We start from the raw sequence: 16,293 nt of genomic DNA on the forward strand, positions 1-16,293 counted from the left end.
GGGATATGACCGTGACGAACGATCAGAGACTTGTCGAATACCTGAAGAAGCTCACCGTCGAGCTGCACGAGTCCCGCAACCGCGTCCGCGAGCTGGAACAGGCCGGAACCGATCCGGTTGTGGTGGTGGGGATGGGGTGCCGGTTGCCGGGTGGTGTGGTGTCGCCGGAGGGGCTGTGGGAGTTGGTGTCGGCCGGTGGGGATGCGATTGCGGGGTTTCCGTCGGATCGGGGGTGGGATCTGGAGGGGTTGTTCGATCCGGATCCGGAGCGCAGTGGGACGAGTTATGTGCGGGAGGGCGGGTTTTTGCGGGGGGCGGGTGATTTCGATGCGCGTTTCTTCGGGATCTCGCCGCGTGAGGCGTTGGCGATGGATCCGCAGCAGCGGTTGTTGCTGGAGGTGTCGTGGGAGGCGTTGGAGCGGGCGGGGATCGCTCCGGACTCGTTGCAAGGCAGCGACACGGGTGTGTTCACCGGCCTCATGTATCACGACTACGGCTCCTCGGGACGCATCCCGGCGGAGGTCGAAGGACACTTCCTGACCGGTACCACGGGAAGCGTGGCGTCGGGGCGGATCTCGTATCTGCTGGGGATGCAGGGTCCGGCGCTGACGGTCGACACGGCCTGTTCGTCGTCGTTGGTGGCGATGCACCTGGCGGTGCAGTCGCTGCGCCGTGGTGAGTGCTCCCTGGCCCTGGCCGGTGCCGCGGCCGTGATGGCCTCGCCCAACACCTTCGTGGAGTTCTCGCGGCAGCGGGGGTTGGCGCCGGATGGGCGGTGCAAGCCGTTTGCTGCGGGTGCGGATGGTACGGCGTGGTCGGAGGGGGTGGGGGTGCTGGTTCTGGAGCGGTTGTCGGATGCGCGGCGGGCGGGGCATTCGGTGCTGGCGGTGGTGGCCGGTACGGCTGTCAATCAGGACGGTGCCAGTAACGGGTTGACGGCTCCGCATGGTCCTTCGCAGGAGCGGGTGATCCGGTCGGCGTTGGCGGATGCGGGCTGGGACGCGGGTTCGGTGGATGTGGTGGAGGCGCACGGGACGGGGACGCGGCTGGGGGATCCGATCGAGGCGCAGGCGTTGTTGCGTACCTACGGCCGGGACCGTGATGGTGGGCGGCCGTTGTGGTTGGGGTCGTTGAAGTCGAACATCGGGCATGCGCAGGCGGCTGCCGGGGTTGCGGGTGTGATCAAGACGGTGATGGCGATGCGGCACGGTGTGCTGGCGCCGACGGTGCATGTGGATGCGCCGACGCCGCACGTGGACTGGTCGCAGGGTCAGGTGCGGTTGCTGACCGAAGCCCGTGAATGGCCCACCACCCCTGACTGCCCCCGCCGCGCCGGTGTCTCCTCCTTCGGGATCAGCGGCACCAACGCCCACGTCCTGCTCGAAGAACCGCCCCAGGAACCTCGGACGGAGGACGAGGTGCCCTCCGCGCGGCTGCTCGCCTTGTCCGCCAAGACGCCCACCGCCCTCGGCGCCCTGCTCGCGGGCAGCCTGAGCGCCCTGGAAGGGCTCGACGACGAGGCGCTCGCCCGGTTCTGCCGCACCGCCAACTCCGGCCGCGCCGCGCTCTCCCACCGGGCCGCGCTCGTCGCGTCCGGCCCTGAGGAGATGCGGGACCGGCTGGCCGAACTCGTGGCCGGCGAGGGCGACAGCCAAGGTGCCCGGACCGGGCAGGTCCGGCCCGGCGGGACTCCTGGCGTGGCCTTCCTCTTCACGGGCCAGGGCGCCCAGTACCCCGGCATGGCCCGGGGCCTCTACCAGGAGCAGCCGGTGTTCCGGGCCGCGCTGGACCGGTGCGACACCGTGCTGCGTCCGCTGCTGGGCCGGCCGCTCACCGAGGTCCTGGAGTACACCGATCCCGGCGCCGCGTACGCCGGTGCACTGCACGAGACCCGGCTGACCCAACCCGCCCTGTTCGCCGTGGAGTTCGGCCTGGCCGAGCTCTGGCGGTCCTGGGGTGTGGAACCGGCTGCCGTCCTCGGCCACAGCATCGGCGAATTCGTTGCCGCATGCGTGGCAGGCGTCCTGAGCCTGGAGGACGGCCTGCGACTGGCCGTCGAACGCGGCCGACTGATGCAGGAGTTGTGCCCCGCCGGTGCCATGGCCGCGGTACAGGCCCCGCTCGCGGTCGTCCAGGACGCTCTGACCCGGTACGTGGACCGGCTGTCGGTCGCGGCCGTGAACGGACCCGAGAGCATCACCGTCTCCGGTGCCGAGGACGCTCTCGTCGAACTGATGGAGGAGTTCACGGAACGCGACATCCGCTGCCGGCGGCTTCAGGTGACACGGGGTTTCCACTCCGTACTGATGGACCCGATGCTCGACGCCTTCGAGCGGGAGGCCGCACGACTGACCTTCCGGACCCCGGCCGTCCCGCTGGTCTCGAACGTCACCGGTCGTCTCTTCACCGGCGACGAGACGTTCTCGGCCGCCTACCTACGGGCCCATGTGCGGGAACCCGTGGCCTTCCACCAGGGCATGACGGCCCTCCTGGAAGCCGGCCACCGGCTGTTCCTGGAGGTGGGGCCGATGACCACGCTCACCGGCATGGCCCGCCGGTTCGCCACCGCACCGGAAGGCGCACGGCCCGTGCGCTTCCACCCCTCGCTGCAGCAGGGACGGGATGACGTGAAGGCCCTGCTGGACAGCGCGGGCGCCCTGTGGACGCAGGGCGTGCCGGTGGACCTCGGCACGGTGTCCGGGCCGAGGAGGGCCGCCGACTGGGCGCCGGTGCCGACCTACCCGTTCGAGCACAGGAGGTACTGGCTCCTGCCCGCCGCACCAGCTGTCACCGTCCCCCCGCCGGTGACCGCGGAACCTGAACCCGCCGAGGTGGCGGCACCCGGCCCGGTCCCGCGCGCGGAGATAGACGCGGAATCCGCCGAGGACCGGCCCGCCCTGGTGGCGGACCGGGTGGCCCGGATCGCGGCCCGCTGCCTGGGTCTCGAACCCGCCGGTCTCGAACGGGAGGTGCCGCTGCAGAACCTCGGCCTGGACTCCATGCTCGCCCTCGAGGTGCGCACCCGGATCACCGAGGCTCTCGGCGTCGAGGTGCCCCTGGCCACCCTTCTGGACGGTGGCTCGGTGGACACGCTCGCCGCCGCGGTGCTGGAGGACTGGGACACCGCCGCCGAAGCCCGTGGACTCGACCTGGAGGGAACCCCGGCATGACCGCCTACGGCATCATCGGCACCGGCTCCTACCTGCCCCCGGTGGTGGTCTCCAATGAGGAGGTCGCCGCCCGGGCCGGGGTCACCGCCGAATGGATCGAGCGCAAGACCCGTATCACCGAGCGGCGACACGCACTGCCGCACGAGGCCGCCTCCGACCTCGCCGCCGCGGCGGCCGGTGCCGCCCTCCGCGACGCCGGCGTGGACCCGACGCAGATCGGCTGCGTCGTCGTCGCGACCTCGACACCGGACCACCCCCAGCCCGCGACCGCCAACCTGGTCCAACACCGGCTCGGCGCACACGGCGCGGCCGCCTTCGACCTCAACGCCGTGTGCAGCGGCTTCGTCTACGCCGCCGAGGTCGCCCGGAGCCTGCTGCTCGGGGGCCGGGGATCGCCGTACGCCCTGGTCGTCGGTGTGGACGTGTACTCCAGGATCCTCGACCACGCGGACCGCCGTACGGCGATCCTGTTCGGGGACGGAGCAGGCGCCGTGGTCCTCGGGCCGGTCCCCGCGGGGGCCGGCCTGGAGCCCGCGCTGCTGCGCAGCCTCGGCGCCGGCCACGACCTCATCCGGGTGACCGCGGGCGGCAGCCGGCTGCCCGCCTCGCAGCGCACCGTCGCCGAGGGCGAGCACCACTTCCGGATGGACGGGCGGGGCGTGCGGGCCTTCGTCCACGAGCAACTGCCCCGGCTGGTCGCGGACGTCCTGAGCGACGGCGGTCTCGGACCGGATCAGGTCGACCATTTCATCCCGCATCAGGCCAACGGCGCCATGCTGGCGGACGTCGCGCCCGCCCTGGGCCTGTCCGAGCAAGCCACCCGGCTCACCGTCGGCCGCTACGGCAACACCGGTGCGGCCTCCGTCCCGATCACCCTGGACGCCGTCAACCAGGAGGGCCGGCTGCATCCGGGCGACCGCGTCCTGCTGGCAGCCTTCGGCGGTGGCATGAACCTCGCGGCGAGTCTGTGCACCTGGAGCCGCGCCCCCCGTCCCGTCGTACCCCTCACCCGCTCTGTGGCCCTGGCAGGGCACTGACCAACGGAGACCGACGATGCGTCACCCACTGCGTGAACTTGCCAATTCGGAGGCGACGGAGACCGAGGTCGCCGGGCTCCCGGTGCCGGACAGTTTCCGGGCCGCCGTACTCCTCAAGGAAGAGGTTGGCATGTTCGACGGGATGGCACCCGCCGACCGCGACCCGGCCAAGGCCCTGCACATCCGCGAGGTGCCCACCCCCGAGCTCGACCACGGAGAGGTGCTGGTCGCCGTGATGGCCAGCGCGATCAACTACAACACCGTGTGGAGTGCGCTGGGATACCCGGTGCCGACCTTCGCCTTCCTGGAGCGCTACGCCCGCCGCGGCGGTTCGGCGGCCCGTCACGACCAGCCGTTCCATGTGATCGGCTCCGACCTGTCCGGGGTGGTCCTGCGCACCGCTCCCGGCGAGCGGCGCTGGAAGCCGGGCGACCGGGTGGTGGCCCACTGCCTCAGCGTCGAGCTGGAGAGCGCCGACGGGCACAACGACACCATGCTCGACCCGGAGCAGCGGATCTGGGGGTACGAGACCAACTACGGCGGCCTGGCCGACATCGCGCTGGTCAAGGCCAACCAGCTCATGCCGAAGCCACGGCACCTGACCTGGGAGGAGGCCGCCTCTCCGGGCCTGGTCAACTCCACCGCCTACCGGCAGCTCGTCTCCCGCAACGGCGCCGGGATGAAGCAGGGCGACAACGTGCTCATCTGGGGCGCCTCCGGCGGTCTGGGCTCGTACGCGACGCAGTACGCGCTGGCCGGCGGCGCCACCCCGGTGTGCGTGGTGTCCTCACCCGAACGGGCGCGGATCTGCGAGGCCATGGGCGCCGAGGCGATCATCGACCGCTCCGCGGAGGACTACCGGTTCTGGAAGGACGAGCACCAGCAGGACCCGCGCGAGTGGAAGCGGTTCGGGGCCAGGATCCGGGAGCTGACCGGAGGCGAGGACGTGGACATCGTCTTCGAGCATCCCGGCCGCGAGACGTTCGGCGCCAGCGTCTACGTGACCCGCAAGGGCGGCACGGTGGTGACCTGTGCGTCCACCTCCGGGTACCTGCACCAGTACGACAACCGCTACCTGTGGATGTCACTCAAGCGGATCGTCGGCTCGCACTTCGCCAACTACCGCGAGGCATGGGAGGCCAACCGCCTGATCGCCAAGGGGAGGATCCACCCCACCCTGTCCCGGGCCTACCCCCTGGCCCGCGCCGGGCAGGCGGTTCTGGACGTGCACCACAACCGGCACCAGGGCAAGGTCGGAGTGCTGTGCCTGTCCCCGCAGGAGGGGCTGGGCGTCACCGACCCCGAGTTGCGCGCCCGGCACCTGCCGGCGATCGACCTGTTCCGGGAGCACGGCGAGCGGCTCGTCGGGCCCGGTGGGGGGAGTGACCCGCGGTGACCGACCGTCCCTGGCTGATGCGGACCTACGCGGGGCACTCGTCCGCGGCCGCGTCCAACGCCCTCTTCCGCAAGAACCTGGCCAAGGGCCAGACCGGTCTGTCGGTGGCCTTCGACCTGCCCACACAGACGGGCTACGACCCAGACCACCCCCTCGCCCGCGGCGAGGTCGGCCGCGTCGGCGTGCCCGTCGGCCACCTCGGCGACCTGCGCACCCTGTTCGACGGCATCCCGCTGGAGCGCACCAACACCTCGATGACCGTCAACGCCACCGCGATGTGGCTCCTGGCCCTGTACCAGGTGGTCGCCGAGGAACAGGGCGCGGACCCCGCGGGCCTCACCGGCACCACCCAGAACGACATCATCAAGGAGTACCTGTCACGCGGGACGTACGTCTTCCCGCCCGGCCCCTCGCTCCGGCTGACCACGGATCTGATCGCCTACACGGTGGCGCACCTTCCCAGGTGGAACCCCATCAACATCTGCAGCTACCACCTCCAGGAGGCCGGAGCCACGCCGGTACAGGAGCTGGCGTACGCGATGTGCACCGCCATCGCCGTACTCGACGCGGTGCGCGACAGCGGTCAGGTGCCGCCGGACCGGATGGGCGAAGTGGTCGGGCGGGTCTCCTTCTTCGTCAACGCCGGAGTGCGCTTCGTCGAGGAGATGTGCAAGCTGCGTGCCTTCGCCCGGCTGTGGGACACTCTCACGCTCGAGCGCTACGGCATCGCCGACCCCGCACGTCGGCGGTTCCGCTACGGCGTGCAGGTCAACTCGTTGGGGTTGACCGAGGCGCAGCCGGAGAACAACGTCCAGCGGATCGTGCTGGAGATGCTGGCCGTCACCCTGTCCCGGGACGTCAGGGCGCGAGCCGTTCAACTCCCTTGCTGGAACGAGGCGTTGGGCCTGCCACGGGCGTGGGATCAGCAGTGGTCGCTGCGCATCCAGCAGGTTCTGGCCTTCGAGTCGGATCTGCTGGAGTACGAGGACCTGTTCACCGGCAGCGTGGTCGTGGAGTCGAAGGTCCGCGAGCTCGTCGAGGGTGCGCGGGCCGAGATCGCCAAGGTGCAGGACATGGGCGGGGCCGTCCCGGCGGTCGAGAGCGGCTATCTGAAGTCCGCCCTGGTCGCCTCGCACAGCGAGCGCCGGGCCCGGATCGAGTCAGGCCGGGACAAGGTCGTCGGCGTCAACTGCTTCCGGGCCACCGAGCCGTCCCCGCTCACCGCCGACCTGGACACCTCGGTGCTGAGGGTGGACCCGGCCGCCGAACAGGCCGTCCGCGACGCCCACGCCGCGTGGGTCGCCACGCGTGACCCGGGCGCCGTGGCCGACGCGCTGGCACGGCTGCGGCGGCAGGCGACCGGCGACGCCAACCTCGTGCCCGCCACCCTCGCCTGCGTCCGCGCCGGGGTCACCACGGGGGAGTGGGCCGAGACCTTGCGGGACACCTTCGGCGAATACCGCCCGCTCACCGGTGTGACCTCGGCACCGACGGGGTCCGCCACCGACGACACGGAACTGCGGGCTGTGCGTGCCCTCGTGGCCGCCACCGCCGCCGACCTCGGCGTCGGACGACTGCGCATCCTGATCGGCAAACCCGGCCTCGACGGCCACTCCAACGGGGCAGAACAGATCGCCGTCCGGGCCCGCGACGCCGGCTTCGAGGTCGTCTACCCGGGCATCCGGCTCACCACCGAACAGATCGCCGCCACGGCGGTCGCCGAGGACGTCCACGTGGTCGGCCTGTCCATCCTCTCCGGAGCTCACGGCGAACTCGTCCCCGACGTCCTGGCCCGGCTGCGCCACGCCGGCATGACCGACGTCCCCGTTGTCGTCGGCGGGATCATCCCCTCGGCCGACGCACAGCGTCTCCTGCTCCAGGGCGTCGGCGCCGTCTTCACCCCCAAGGACTTCGGCCTCACCGTGATCATCGGCCGGGTCGTCGAGGAGATCCGACGCGCCCACGGCCTCGCCCGGCACCGGACGGACCTTGGCCCGCCCAGCAGCCCCGGCCGCGCCGAGCCCCGCTTCCCCTACCCCGCCGGCGCCCCCGGCCACCCGTCACCGTCCGCCGAATCCTAGGAAGGCCCCCGCCCCATGACCACACCACCCGCACGAGTCCTGGGCATCATCGGCCACGGCACCGTCGGCGCCGAACTCGCCGCCCAGGCGGTCCGCGCAGGCGTCCCCCTGCGTCTCCTCGTCCCCGACCCGGCCACGGCCGCGCGGCTGACCCGCGACTACCAGGGGGCGGACCTCGCGGCCGACGCCGTCCAGGTCTCGTCCGACGTCTCCGTGCTCACCGACGCGGACATCGTGATCGAGGCGGTCCCGGAGCGGCTGGACGACAAGGTCGCCGCACTGCGTGAGGCCGACCGCGTCTGCCGGCCCGACACGGTCTTCGCCACCACCACGACCTCCCTCTCGGTGCGCCGCACAGCGGAGGCCAGTGGCCGCGCCGACCGGGTGGCGGGATTCCACCCGGTGCCGTTCCCGGGCCCCGGCCGGCTGGTGGAACTCGTGCCCAGCGCTCTGACCGGACCGACCGTCCTGTGCGAACTGGAGCGCCTGGCGTGGCTGTTGGGCCGCACCGCAGTACGCACCGGCGACCGGCCGGGACGGATCTCGGCCCAGCTCCTGTTCGGCTTTCTCAACGGCGCGGCCGCGATGTACGGCCAGGGCCACGCCTCGGCGGAGGTGATCGACACGGCGATGAGGCTGGGCTGCGGCATGAAGAGCGGACCGCTGGAGACGATCGACCGTATCGGCGTGGACACCCTCCGTGCAGCACTGGAGGAACTCGCCTCTGCCACGGGCAACCCCTGGCTGCGGCCCGCACCCGTGCTGGAGCGGTTGGCCGCGGAGGGACGACTGGGCAGGAAGTCCGGCCAGGGCTTCCACACCTACCGGTCCGCCGCGGCCGACGAACCCGACACCGCACTGCAGCCCGCCGAGCCGGTCGCCGCGCACCGGATCGCTGTCGTCGGCTCCGGCACCATGGCGGTCGGCATCGCCGAGGTCTGCGCCCGCAGCGGATTCCGGACCACCCTGATCACCCGCTCCGCCGACAAGGCCGAACGCGCCCGATCCACGGCGGCCGCGTCCCTGATGCGCGCCTCCGTCCGGGGCCGGATCCCCGCGGGAGTGGGCCGGGCCGCCATCGCGCTGCTGGACACCGCGGTCGGGCTCGCCGCCGCGGCCGAGGCCGATGTGGTCATCGAGGCCGTCGCCGAGGACCTCGACGTCAAGCGCGAGGTGTTCCGCGAGCTCGGCCGGGTCTGCCGGCCCGGCGCCCTGTTGGCCACGTCCACCTCCAGCCTGTCCGTCGCGGAACTGGCGGCGGCCTCCGGGCGCCCCGCCGACGTGGTCGGCGTCCACTTCTTCAACCCCGCTCCAGTGATGCGTCTCGTGGAGATCGTCACCACGCCCGAGGCCGGAGCCACGGCTCTGGACACCGCGCAGACGTTGGTGACCGCGCTGGGCAAGGAGGGGGTGCGCTGCGCTGACCGGCCCGGGTTCGTGGTCAACGCCCTCCTGTTTCCCTATCTCAACCAGGCGGTGGAGATGCTGAGTTCGCACTACGCCGACATCGACACCATCGACACCGTGCTGCGCGACGGCTGCGGCTTTCCGATGGGCCCCTTCCAACTCCTCGACGTGGTGGGACTGGACGTCTCCGTGCAGATCCAGCAGGTGCTGCACCAGGCCGCGCCGGACACCTGTGCCGAGCCGGCGGCGCTGCTGACCCACCTGGTCAGGACCGGACTCACCGGACGGAAGGCCGGCGCCGGTTTCCGGCTGCACGACTCCGCCGCGCCCAAGAGCGAGGTGAAGACGCATGCCCATGCCTGATCCGGGAGAACCCGGCCCCCGGCACCAGGGGCTGGTCCTCGACTTCGGCGGTGTGCTGACCACGTCGATGCGCACCAATGCCGAACTGTTCGAACAGGCCGAGGGCATCCCGAGGGGTGCCTACCGACGTGCACTCCGCCACCCCGACGGTGTGCGGGTCTACCGGGACCTGGAGGAGGGACGGGCCACCCAGCAGGAGTGGAACGACGTCATCGGAGGACTGCTGGGACTGCCTGCGGACGACCTGATGCGCCGGGTGCTCCACAGATTGCGGCCGGAACCTGCCGTGCTGGCGGCGGTACGGCGGGCCCGTGCCCGGGGTGTGTGGACCGCGATGCTGTCCAACTCCTTCGGTCTGGAGCCCTACAACGTCTACCGGGACCTCGATGTGCTCGGCCTCTTCGACGTCGTGGTGCTGTCGGAGCTGGAGGGGCTGCGCAAACCCGAGTCCGAGATCTACCGACGTACCTGTCGGCGGCTCGGCCTCGCCGCCGAGCACCTGCTCTTCGTGGACGACCACGAGGTGAACCTGGCTCCTGCCGAGAAGCTGGGGATGGCAACGCTGCTGCACACGGACGCGGATGTCACCGCCGGTCACCTCGACGCGCTGTTCGGCCCGCGAAAAGAGCTGATCTCGCGGACAGGGTAGCGGTGCGGGCCCTGACTCCCGGGCCGAAGTGAGGCGGTCCGTGCGGAATCTCCGCGCGGACCGCTTCGTAATGTTCGCCAAAGGTGCCGAATGTTTCGTCAGTCCGTGTCGTGACTCGGCCAGTGGAGGTTACCCCCGACCTCGTGTGCCGCGGGCGCATCTGGCCGCCCGATCAACTGCCCGGCGCGTGACCGGCACCTGTCTCCCACGCTTCGATGCCCCGTCGCCGGGGAGAGGTGTAGTGGGACGCCGGGCCCTGTCAGGGGAGTCGGCGGTGCAATCCGCGAACATTCCCCGTGCACAGGGGGTTGTCACCGTTTGGTAGCTGTCTCTAGGGTGCGGCAGCAGCGAAGGTTTCTGGATCTACTTCGAAACTTTCGGACCGCAGGACGGACAAGGACGGCTCCGTCCCGTACTCAAGGAGCGCATCATGGGCGACCCGGCACTGTCCCGCCGTGGCTTTCTGGCGGCGTCCGCCGCGGCCGGTCTTGGCATGGCGGCACTGAGCGGCTGCGGCGGCGACTCGGGCGGAGGGTCGTCCGACGGCACGACCACGGTGGAGTGGTGGAACATCTCCACCACCGAGCCGGCGAAGGGGGTCTGGGCGGCCCTCGCCAAGAAGTTCGAGGCCGCGAACCCCAAGGTGAAGCTGAAGATCGTCCAGTTGGAGAACGACGCCTACAAGTCGAAGATGACGGCGCTCACCGCCTCCGGGAAGCTTCCCGACATCTTCCACACCTGGGGCGGCGGCGTCCTCAAGCAGCAGGTCGACGCCGGGCTCGTCGAGGACCTCACCGACAGGACCAAGCCGTGGGCCGACGGTCTGCTGAAGGTCACCAAGGAGCCGTATCTCCTCGATGACAAGCTCTACGGCATCCCGTTCGACATGGGCATGATCGGCTTCTGGTACAACAAGAAGCTCTTCGCGCAGGCCGGCGTCAGTGAACCCCCCACCACCTGGGGCGGCTTCCTGGAGGCCGTGAGCAAGCTGAAGTCGAAGAACATCACGCCCATCGCCCTCGCGGGCAAGGAGAAGTGGCCCGGCATGTACTACTGGGCCTACCTCGCGATGCGCACCGCCGGCATCGACGCCCTCCAGAAGGCCAGCGAGGACAAGGACTTCACCGGCGCCGGGTTCGTCGAGGCCGGCCGGCACCTCAAGCAGCTCGTGGACCTCCAGCCCTTCCAGAAGGGCTTCCTGAACGCCGCCTACTCCACGCCCACCGGCCAGGCGGCCGCCGTCGGCAACGGCAAGGCTGCCATGGAACTCATGGGTCAGTGGGCCCCGGCCGTGGAGGCCGACGCCGGCAAGGGGCTCGGAGCCGACCTGGGCTTCTTCCCGTTCCCCGCGGTCGAGGGCGGCAAGGGCGCCATCACCGAGGTGTTCGGCGGAGGCGGCGGACACGCCCTGCGCCGCGGCGCTCCGCAGGCGGCGGTCGACTTCCTGAAGTTCTTCGCCTCCGAGGCCACCGAACTGGAACTGGTCAAGAAGACCAGCGTCCTTCCCGTGCTGCCGAACGCGGAGAAGGCCATGACCGACCCCAACCTCAAGCTCGTACAGGCCCAGTTGAAGGCCGCCACCGGCTTCCAGCTCTACCTCGACCAGGCGTACGCCCCCGCCGTCGGCCAGGAGGTCAACGACAGCGTGGCCGCGCTCATCGCCGGCTCCAAGTCCCCCGAACAGGTCGCCCAGTCGATCACGCAGACGGCGAAGGAAGAGCAGTAGCCCGCGATGACCTCCACGTTCCTCGCAGACAAGCGGAGCGGTCCGGGCACCGATCTCCCGCCCCCGGAATCAGTCAGGGCCCGGGGGCGGGGCCGTCGGCGCGTACTGCACTGGCTCACCGCCGTCGCCTTCCAGCTGCCCGCCCTGGTGCTGTTCATCGGCATGGTCCTGCTGCCGATGCTGTTCGCGCTTTACGCCGCCTTCTTCCGCTGGGGCGGCTTCGGCATGCCCTCCGACTACGTCGGCGTCGACAACTTCACGTCGCTCTTCGACAACCCGGTCTTCCTCGGCGACCTGTGGCGCTGTCTCGTCCTGGTGGTGCTCTCCCTCGCGTTCCAGCTGCCCTTCGCGCTCGCCATGGCCGTCCTGCTCAACCAGCGGCTGCGCGGCCGGGCCGTCTACCGGATGCTGTTCTTCGCGCCCTACGTCCTGTCCGAGGCGATCACCGGCGTGCTGTTCAGCATGGTCTTCGCCCCGGACTCCGGACTGGCCGACCACATCCTCGGCGCGGTCGGTCTCGACGGCGTCGGCGGGCTGTGGTTCGCCGACCCCTCCTACGTGATGGCGACGCTCTTCCTGGTCATGACGTGGAAGTACTTCGGCTTCCACATGATGCTCTACCTGGCCGGACTCCAGTCGATCCCACGGGAGTTGACCGAGGCGGCGCTCATCGACGGCGCCTCCGCCTGGCAGCGGTTCCGCAACGTCACCCTGCCGCTGCTCGCACCCACCCTGCGCATCAGCGTCTTTCTCTCCGTCATCGGCTCGATCCAGCTCTTCGACCTCGTGTGGGTGGTCACCCAGGGCGGCCCCGACCACCATTCCGAGACCATGGCCGTGACCATGTTCCAGTACGGCTTCAAGCGCTACCAGGTCGGCTACGCCAGCGCGATCAGCGTGGTCATGTTCGGCATCTGCCTCGTCTTCGCCCTCGCCTACCAGCGGTTCGTGCTCCGCCGCGACCTCGAAGGGGCCACCACGACGATGAGGGGGGACGGCAAGTGACCGCCCGCAGGACCACCACCGCACGGACCCTGCCCCTGCACGCGATCCTCGTCGCCGCCGGCGCGGTGATGGTCGTACCTCTGGTGTACGCCGTCCTGTCCGGGTTCAAGTCCACCGACGAGCTCTCCAGCAACCCCTTCGGACTGCCCCGGCACTGGCTGATCAGCAATTACACCGACATCCTCGGCACGGGCGACTTCTGGCGGCTGCTCGGCAGCAGCACGCTGATCGCGGTGGGTACGACGGTGCTCGTCGTCGCGGCGTCCGCGCTGGCCGCGTTCTCCTTCGCACGTTTCGCGTTCCGCGGTCGCGAAGCGCTGTTCACGCTCTTCACGATGGGGCTGATGTTCCCCTTCGCGGTGGCGGTGCTCCCGCTGTTCCTGCTGCTGCGCTCGCTCGGGCTGCTGGACAACCCGCTGGGCGTGATCCTGCCGCAGGCCGCCTTCGGACTGCCGATGACGATCATCATCCTGCGCGCCTTCTTCCGGGAGATCCCCGGGGAGCTGGAGGAGGCGGCCACCCTCGACGGGTGCAGCCCCTTCGGCTTCTTCTGGCGCATCCTGCTGCCGATGGCACGGCCCGCGCTCGGCACCGTCTCGGTGCTCGCCGTCGTCACCAGCTGGAACAACTTCATGCTGCCGCTGCTGGTGTTCACCGACAACACGTGGTGGACGCTGCCCGTCGGCGTACAGCAGTTCCAGGGCCAGTACTCCGCGGAGTACGCCCGTGTCTTCGCCTATCTCGTCCTGGCGATGGTGCCTGCCCTGGCCTTCTACTCGGTCGCCGAGCGGCAGCTCGTCGGCGGACTGACCGCCGGGGCCACGAAGGGCTGACGGCGCTTTCAAAAGTACGGCTCACCCACCCCCTGTACGTGAGGAGTCGCCCCATGCGCAAGAACCGTCTGAGACTCGTCGGAGTCCTGGCCGCTGCCCTGGTGGTCACCGGGCTCGGCGCACCTGCCCAGGCCCACGGCAAAACGCCCACCCTCGCCGACCTCGCCCAGCGGCACGGCCGCTACTTCGGCAGTGCCACCGACAACCCCGAACTCGTCGACGGGCCGTACAAGAAGATCCTCGGCAGCGAGTTCGACCAGATCACGCCGGGCAACGGCATGAAGTGGTACGCCACCGAGCCCCAGCAGGGCGTCTTCGACTGGACCAACGGCGACGAGATCGTGAACCTCGCCCGCGCGAACCACCAGAAGGTGCGCGGCCACACCCTGGTGTGGCACAGCCAGCTGCCCGGCTGGATCACCGCCAAGGAGTGGACGGCGGACGAGCTGAAGGCCGTACTGAAGAAGCACATCCAGACCGAGGTGCGGCACTACCGGGGCAAGGTCTTCGCCTGGGACGTCGTCAACGAGGCCTTCAACGAGGACGGGACCTACCGCGAGACCGTCTTCTACAAGACGCTCGGCCCCGGCTACATCGCCGACGCCCTGCGCTGGGCCCGCCAGGCCGACCCCAAGGTCAAGCTGTACCTCAACGACTACAACATCGAGGGAGTCGGCCCGAAGAGCGACGCCTACTACGCCCTGGCCAAGGAGCTGAAGGCGCAGCATGTCCCGCTCGACGGCATCGGCCTCCAGGCCCACCTGGCACTTCAGTACGGCTATCCGGCCACCCTGGAGGACAATCTGCGGCGCTTCTCCGAGCTGGGTCTCGACACCGCGCTCACCGAGGTCGACATCCGGATGATCCTGCCCGCGACCGAGGAGAAACTGGCCCAACAGGCGCAGTGGTACGCCGACCTGACGAACGCGTGCCTCGCGGTGCGCCGGTGTGTCGGGATCACCATCTGGGACTACACCGACAAGTACAGCTGGATCCCCGCCTTCTTCGAGGGCCAGGGCGCGGCCCTGCCGTGGGACGAGCAGCTCAAGCCGAAGCCGGCGTACGCCGCGATCCGGGCGGCACTGAAGTAGCCGGGCTCATCGGGGGGTTGGTGGTGCGGTGCTCGACCGCACCACCAGTTCCGTGCCCAGCTCCACCCGCGGCGAGTCGGGGCGCTCGCCGCGGGCCAGTTCGAGGACCGTGCGGACGGCGAGCTTGCCCATGTCGGCGAGCGGCTGGCGCACGGTGGTCAGCGGGGGCGCCGACCAGCGGACTTCCGGAAGGTCGTCGAAACCCACCAGGCTCAGGTCCTCCGGCACGCGCAGACCTCGCCGCCTCAGCGCCTCGATCGCGCCGAGCGCCATCTGGTCGCTCGCCGCGAACACGGCGGTCGGCGGCTCGGGAAGGTCGAGGAGCTTCTCGCAGCCGGCGAATCCGGACTCCGGGTGGAAGTCGCCGGGTACGACCAGCGACTCGTCGAGGGTCAGTCCGGCGCCTTCCAAGGCGGCCCGGTAGCCGTCGAAGCGGGCACGTGAGCACAGCAGTCGGGGCGGTCCGGCGATCAGGCCGATCCTGCGGTGGCCCAGCGACAGCAGGTGCTCGGTGGCCGCGAGCCCTCCCGACCAGTTGGCCGCGCCGATGGTGGGGGCGTCCAGTGCGGGGGAGCCGGCCGGGTCGACGACCACCAACGGGACGCCGAGAACGCGCAGTTCGTCGTGGAGGACCGGTTCCAACGCCGAGGTGACGAGGATGACGCCGTCGGAGGCGCGGGCGCGCAGGTTGCGCATCCACTCGCGGGCGTCGCCGGAGCGGCCGTGGATCGCGGAGACCACGGTGCCGACGCCTTCCGCGTGGGCGACCTCCTCGACCCCCCGGATGATCTCCACGGCCCAGGGGCTGTCGAGGTCGTTGAAGACCAGGTCGAGCAGGGCGGCGCGGGTGCCGCGGGCCGCGGGGCGCTTGCGGTAGCCGTACTGCTGGAGCAGTTCCTCGACTCGGGCACGGGTGCGCGGGGAGACGTCCGAGCGGCCGTTGACCACCCGGGACACCGTCGGCACCGAGACCCCGGCCTGGCGGGCGATCTCCGTGATGGTGACCCTGCCCCGGGTCTCGGCGTCGGCCTCGCCTGCAGTCACTTGCCCACCTCCGCGTCTCCGCCTCGAAACTTCCAGGAGTCTTCCGGAAAGGTGGGCCCATACACAAGGCGTCACAGTGAGTGATCGCCCTCGGACATGCGTCGGGGCCGGTGCGCAGACAGGCGCTGCGAGCCGGCCCCTCATGGTCTCCGGGCGGTTCGGCGGCCGCCTGGAACGTGCTCAGGCGGCCGTGGCCCCCGCGAGCGGGCGGTGCGGGGCGATGACCCGGCCGTCGGGCAGGAGCTCACCGGTGTCCTCGAAGAGCAGAACGCCGTTGCACAGCAGACTCCAGCCCTGCTCCGGGTGGTGCGCCACGAGGCGGGCGGAATCCCGGTCGGCGGAGTCGGCTGTGGGACACGGTGACTGGTGCTGGCACATTGGTGGGATCTTTCGCTGTGTTGTGGTCATGACGTCCCCCGTCGTGATTACTCAGTCTGAACCCAGTGTTGCCCTACGGACGTCAATCCGCAGGTATTTCGCATCACCACTTC

Annotated in this window: 12 protein-coding genes; 10 read left to right on the top strand and 2 right to left on the bottom strand. The window is 70.4% G+C overall.

What is annotated here, in order from left to right; all coding sequences use genetic code 11:
- The first annotated feature begins 5 nt into the window (after positions 1-5).
- The 10 genes from ACFYRX_RS25225 (at position 6) to ACFYRX_RS25270 (ending at position 14,758) form a co-directional block, all read left to right on the top strand.
- Positions 6-3,170, top strand: coding sequence for a type I polyketide synthase (locus ACFYRX_RS25225; RefSeq protein ID WP_389103770.1), 3,165 nt, complete (start codon positions 6-8; stop codon positions 3,168-3,170).
- Positions 3,167-4,207: a 3-oxoacyl-ACP synthase III family protein gene (locus ACFYRX_RS25230; RefSeq protein ID WP_389103773.1), complete on the top strand. Its 1,041-nt coding sequence runs from the start codon at positions 3,167-3,169 to the stop codon at positions 4,205-4,207. The genes ACFYRX_RS25225 and ACFYRX_RS25230 overlap by 4 nt, the downstream gene beginning before the upstream one ends.
- A gap of 16 nt (positions 4,208-4,223) precedes the next feature.
- On the top strand, positions 4,224-5,603 hold the full coding sequence (ccrA, locus tag ACFYRX_RS25235; protein WP_389103776.1) for a crotonyl-CoA carboxylase/reductase: 1,380 nt from the start codon (positions 4,224-4,226) through the stop codon (positions 5,601-5,603).
- A 17-nt stretch (positions 5,604-5,620) separates the two neighbouring features.
- Positions 5,621-7,684: a protein meaA gene (locus tag ACFYRX_RS25240; protein WP_389104630.1), complete on the top strand. Its 2,064-nt coding sequence runs from the start codon at positions 5,621-5,623 to the stop codon at positions 7,682-7,684.
- Positions 7,685-7,699: 15 nt separating this feature from the next.
- A complete protein-coding gene (locus ACFYRX_RS25245) occupies positions 7,700-9,454 on the top strand; it encodes a 3-hydroxyacyl-CoA dehydrogenase family protein (protein ID WP_389103779.1) in 1,755 nt (584 codons plus the stop codon).
- Positions 9,441-10,103: an HAD-IA family hydrolase gene (locus ACFYRX_RS25250; protein WP_389103782.1), complete on the top strand. Its 663-nt coding sequence runs from the start codon at positions 9,441-9,443 to the stop codon at positions 10,101-10,103. The genes ACFYRX_RS25245 and ACFYRX_RS25250 overlap by 14 nt, the downstream gene beginning before the upstream one ends.
- A 430-nt stretch (positions 10,104-10,533) precedes the next feature.
- Positions 10,534-11,829 (top strand): extracellular solute-binding protein, encoded by a 1,296-nt coding sequence (locus ACFYRX_RS25255; RefSeq protein WP_389103785.1) that lies wholly within the window; start codon positions 10,534-10,536, stop codon positions 11,827-11,829.
- A 6-nt stretch (positions 11,830-11,835) separates the two neighbouring features.
- Positions 11,836-12,834, top strand: a complete 999-nt coding sequence (locus ACFYRX_RS25260; RefSeq protein WP_389103788.1) for a carbohydrate ABC transporter permease — start codon at positions 11,836-11,838, stop codon at positions 12,832-12,834.
- Positions 12,835-12,902: 68 nt separating this feature from the next.
- A complete protein-coding gene (locus ACFYRX_RS25265; RefSeq protein ID WP_389104632.1) occupies positions 12,903-13,667 on the top strand; it encodes a carbohydrate ABC transporter permease in 765 nt (254 codons plus the stop codon).
- A gap of 53 nt (positions 13,668-13,720) precedes the next feature.
- The gene (locus ACFYRX_RS25270; RefSeq protein ID WP_389103790.1) at positions 13,721-14,758 is read left to right on the top strand and encodes an endo-1,4-beta-xylanase; all 1,038 of its coding nucleotides are present in this window, start codon (positions 13,721-13,723) and stop codon (positions 14,756-14,758) included.
- Positions 14,759-14,764: 6 nt separating this feature from the next.
- Here ACFYRX_RS25270 and ACFYRX_RS25275 read toward each other — a convergent pair whose 3' ends face one another.
- On the bottom strand, positions 14,765-15,802 hold the full coding sequence (locus ACFYRX_RS25275; protein WP_389103793.1) for a LacI family DNA-binding transcriptional regulator: 1,038 nt from the start codon (positions 15,800-15,802) through the stop codon (positions 14,765-14,767).
- Between the two features lie 180 nt (positions 15,803-15,982).
- Entirely contained in the window at positions 15,983-16,180 is a 198-nt protein-coding gene (locus ACFYRX_RS25280) for a DUF5999 family protein (RefSeq protein WP_389103796.1), read from the bottom strand.
- Between the last annotated feature and the right edge of the window lie 113 nt (positions 16,181-16,293).

Source organism: Streptomyces sp. NPDC005374, assembly GCF_042872225.1.
Classification (GTDB): Bacteria; Actinomycetota; Actinomycetes; order Streptomycetales; family Streptomycetaceae; genus Streptomyces.

What these genes read in the sequence shown, in the direction of transcription:
- ACFYRX_RS25230 (WP_389103773.1), top strand. Translation starts at nt 3,167, where the DNA reads ATGACCGCCTACGGCATCATCGGCACCGGCTCCTACCTGCCCCCGGTG.
- ACFYRX_RS25260 (WP_389103788.1), top strand. Translation starts at nt 11,836, where the DNA reads ATGACCTCCACGTTCCTCGCAGACAAGCGGAGCGGTCCGGGCACCGAT.
- ACFYRX_RS25240 (WP_389104630.1), top strand. Translation starts at nt 5,621, where the DNA reads ATGCGGACCTACGCGGGGCACTCGTCCGCGGCCGCGTCCAACGCCCTC.
- ACFYRX_RS25245 (WP_389103779.1), top strand. Translation starts at nt 7,700, where the DNA reads ATGACCACACCACCCGCACGAGTCCTGGGCATCATCGGCCACGGCACC.
- ACFYRX_RS25280 (WP_389103796.1), bottom strand. Translation starts at nt 16,180, where the DNA reads ATGTGCCAGCACCAGTCACCGTGTCCCACAGCCGACTCCGCCGACCGG.
- ACFYRX_RS25270 (WP_389103790.1), top strand. Translation starts at nt 13,721, where the DNA reads ATGCGCAAGAACCGTCTGAGACTCGTCGGAGTCCTGGCCGCTGCCCTG.
- ACFYRX_RS25255 (WP_389103785.1), top strand. Translation starts at nt 10,534, where the DNA reads ATGGGCGACCCGGCACTGTCCCGCCGTGGCTTTCTGGCGGCGTCCGCC.
- ccrA (WP_389103776.1), top strand. Translation starts at nt 4,224, where the DNA reads ATGCGTCACCCACTGCGTGAACTTGCCAATTCGGAGGCGACGGAGACC.
- ACFYRX_RS25265 (WP_389104632.1), top strand. Translation starts at nt 12,903, where the DNA reads ATGGTCGTACCTCTGGTGTACGCCGTCCTGTCCGGGTTCAAGTCCACC.
- ACFYRX_RS25225 (WP_389103770.1), top strand. Translation starts at nt 6, where the DNA reads ATGACCGTGACGAACGATCAGAGACTTGTCGAATACCTGAAGAAGCTC.
- ACFYRX_RS25250 (WP_389103782.1), top strand. Translation starts at nt 9,441, where the DNA reads ATGCCCATGCCTGATCCGGGAGAACCCGGCCCCCGGCACCAGGGGCTG.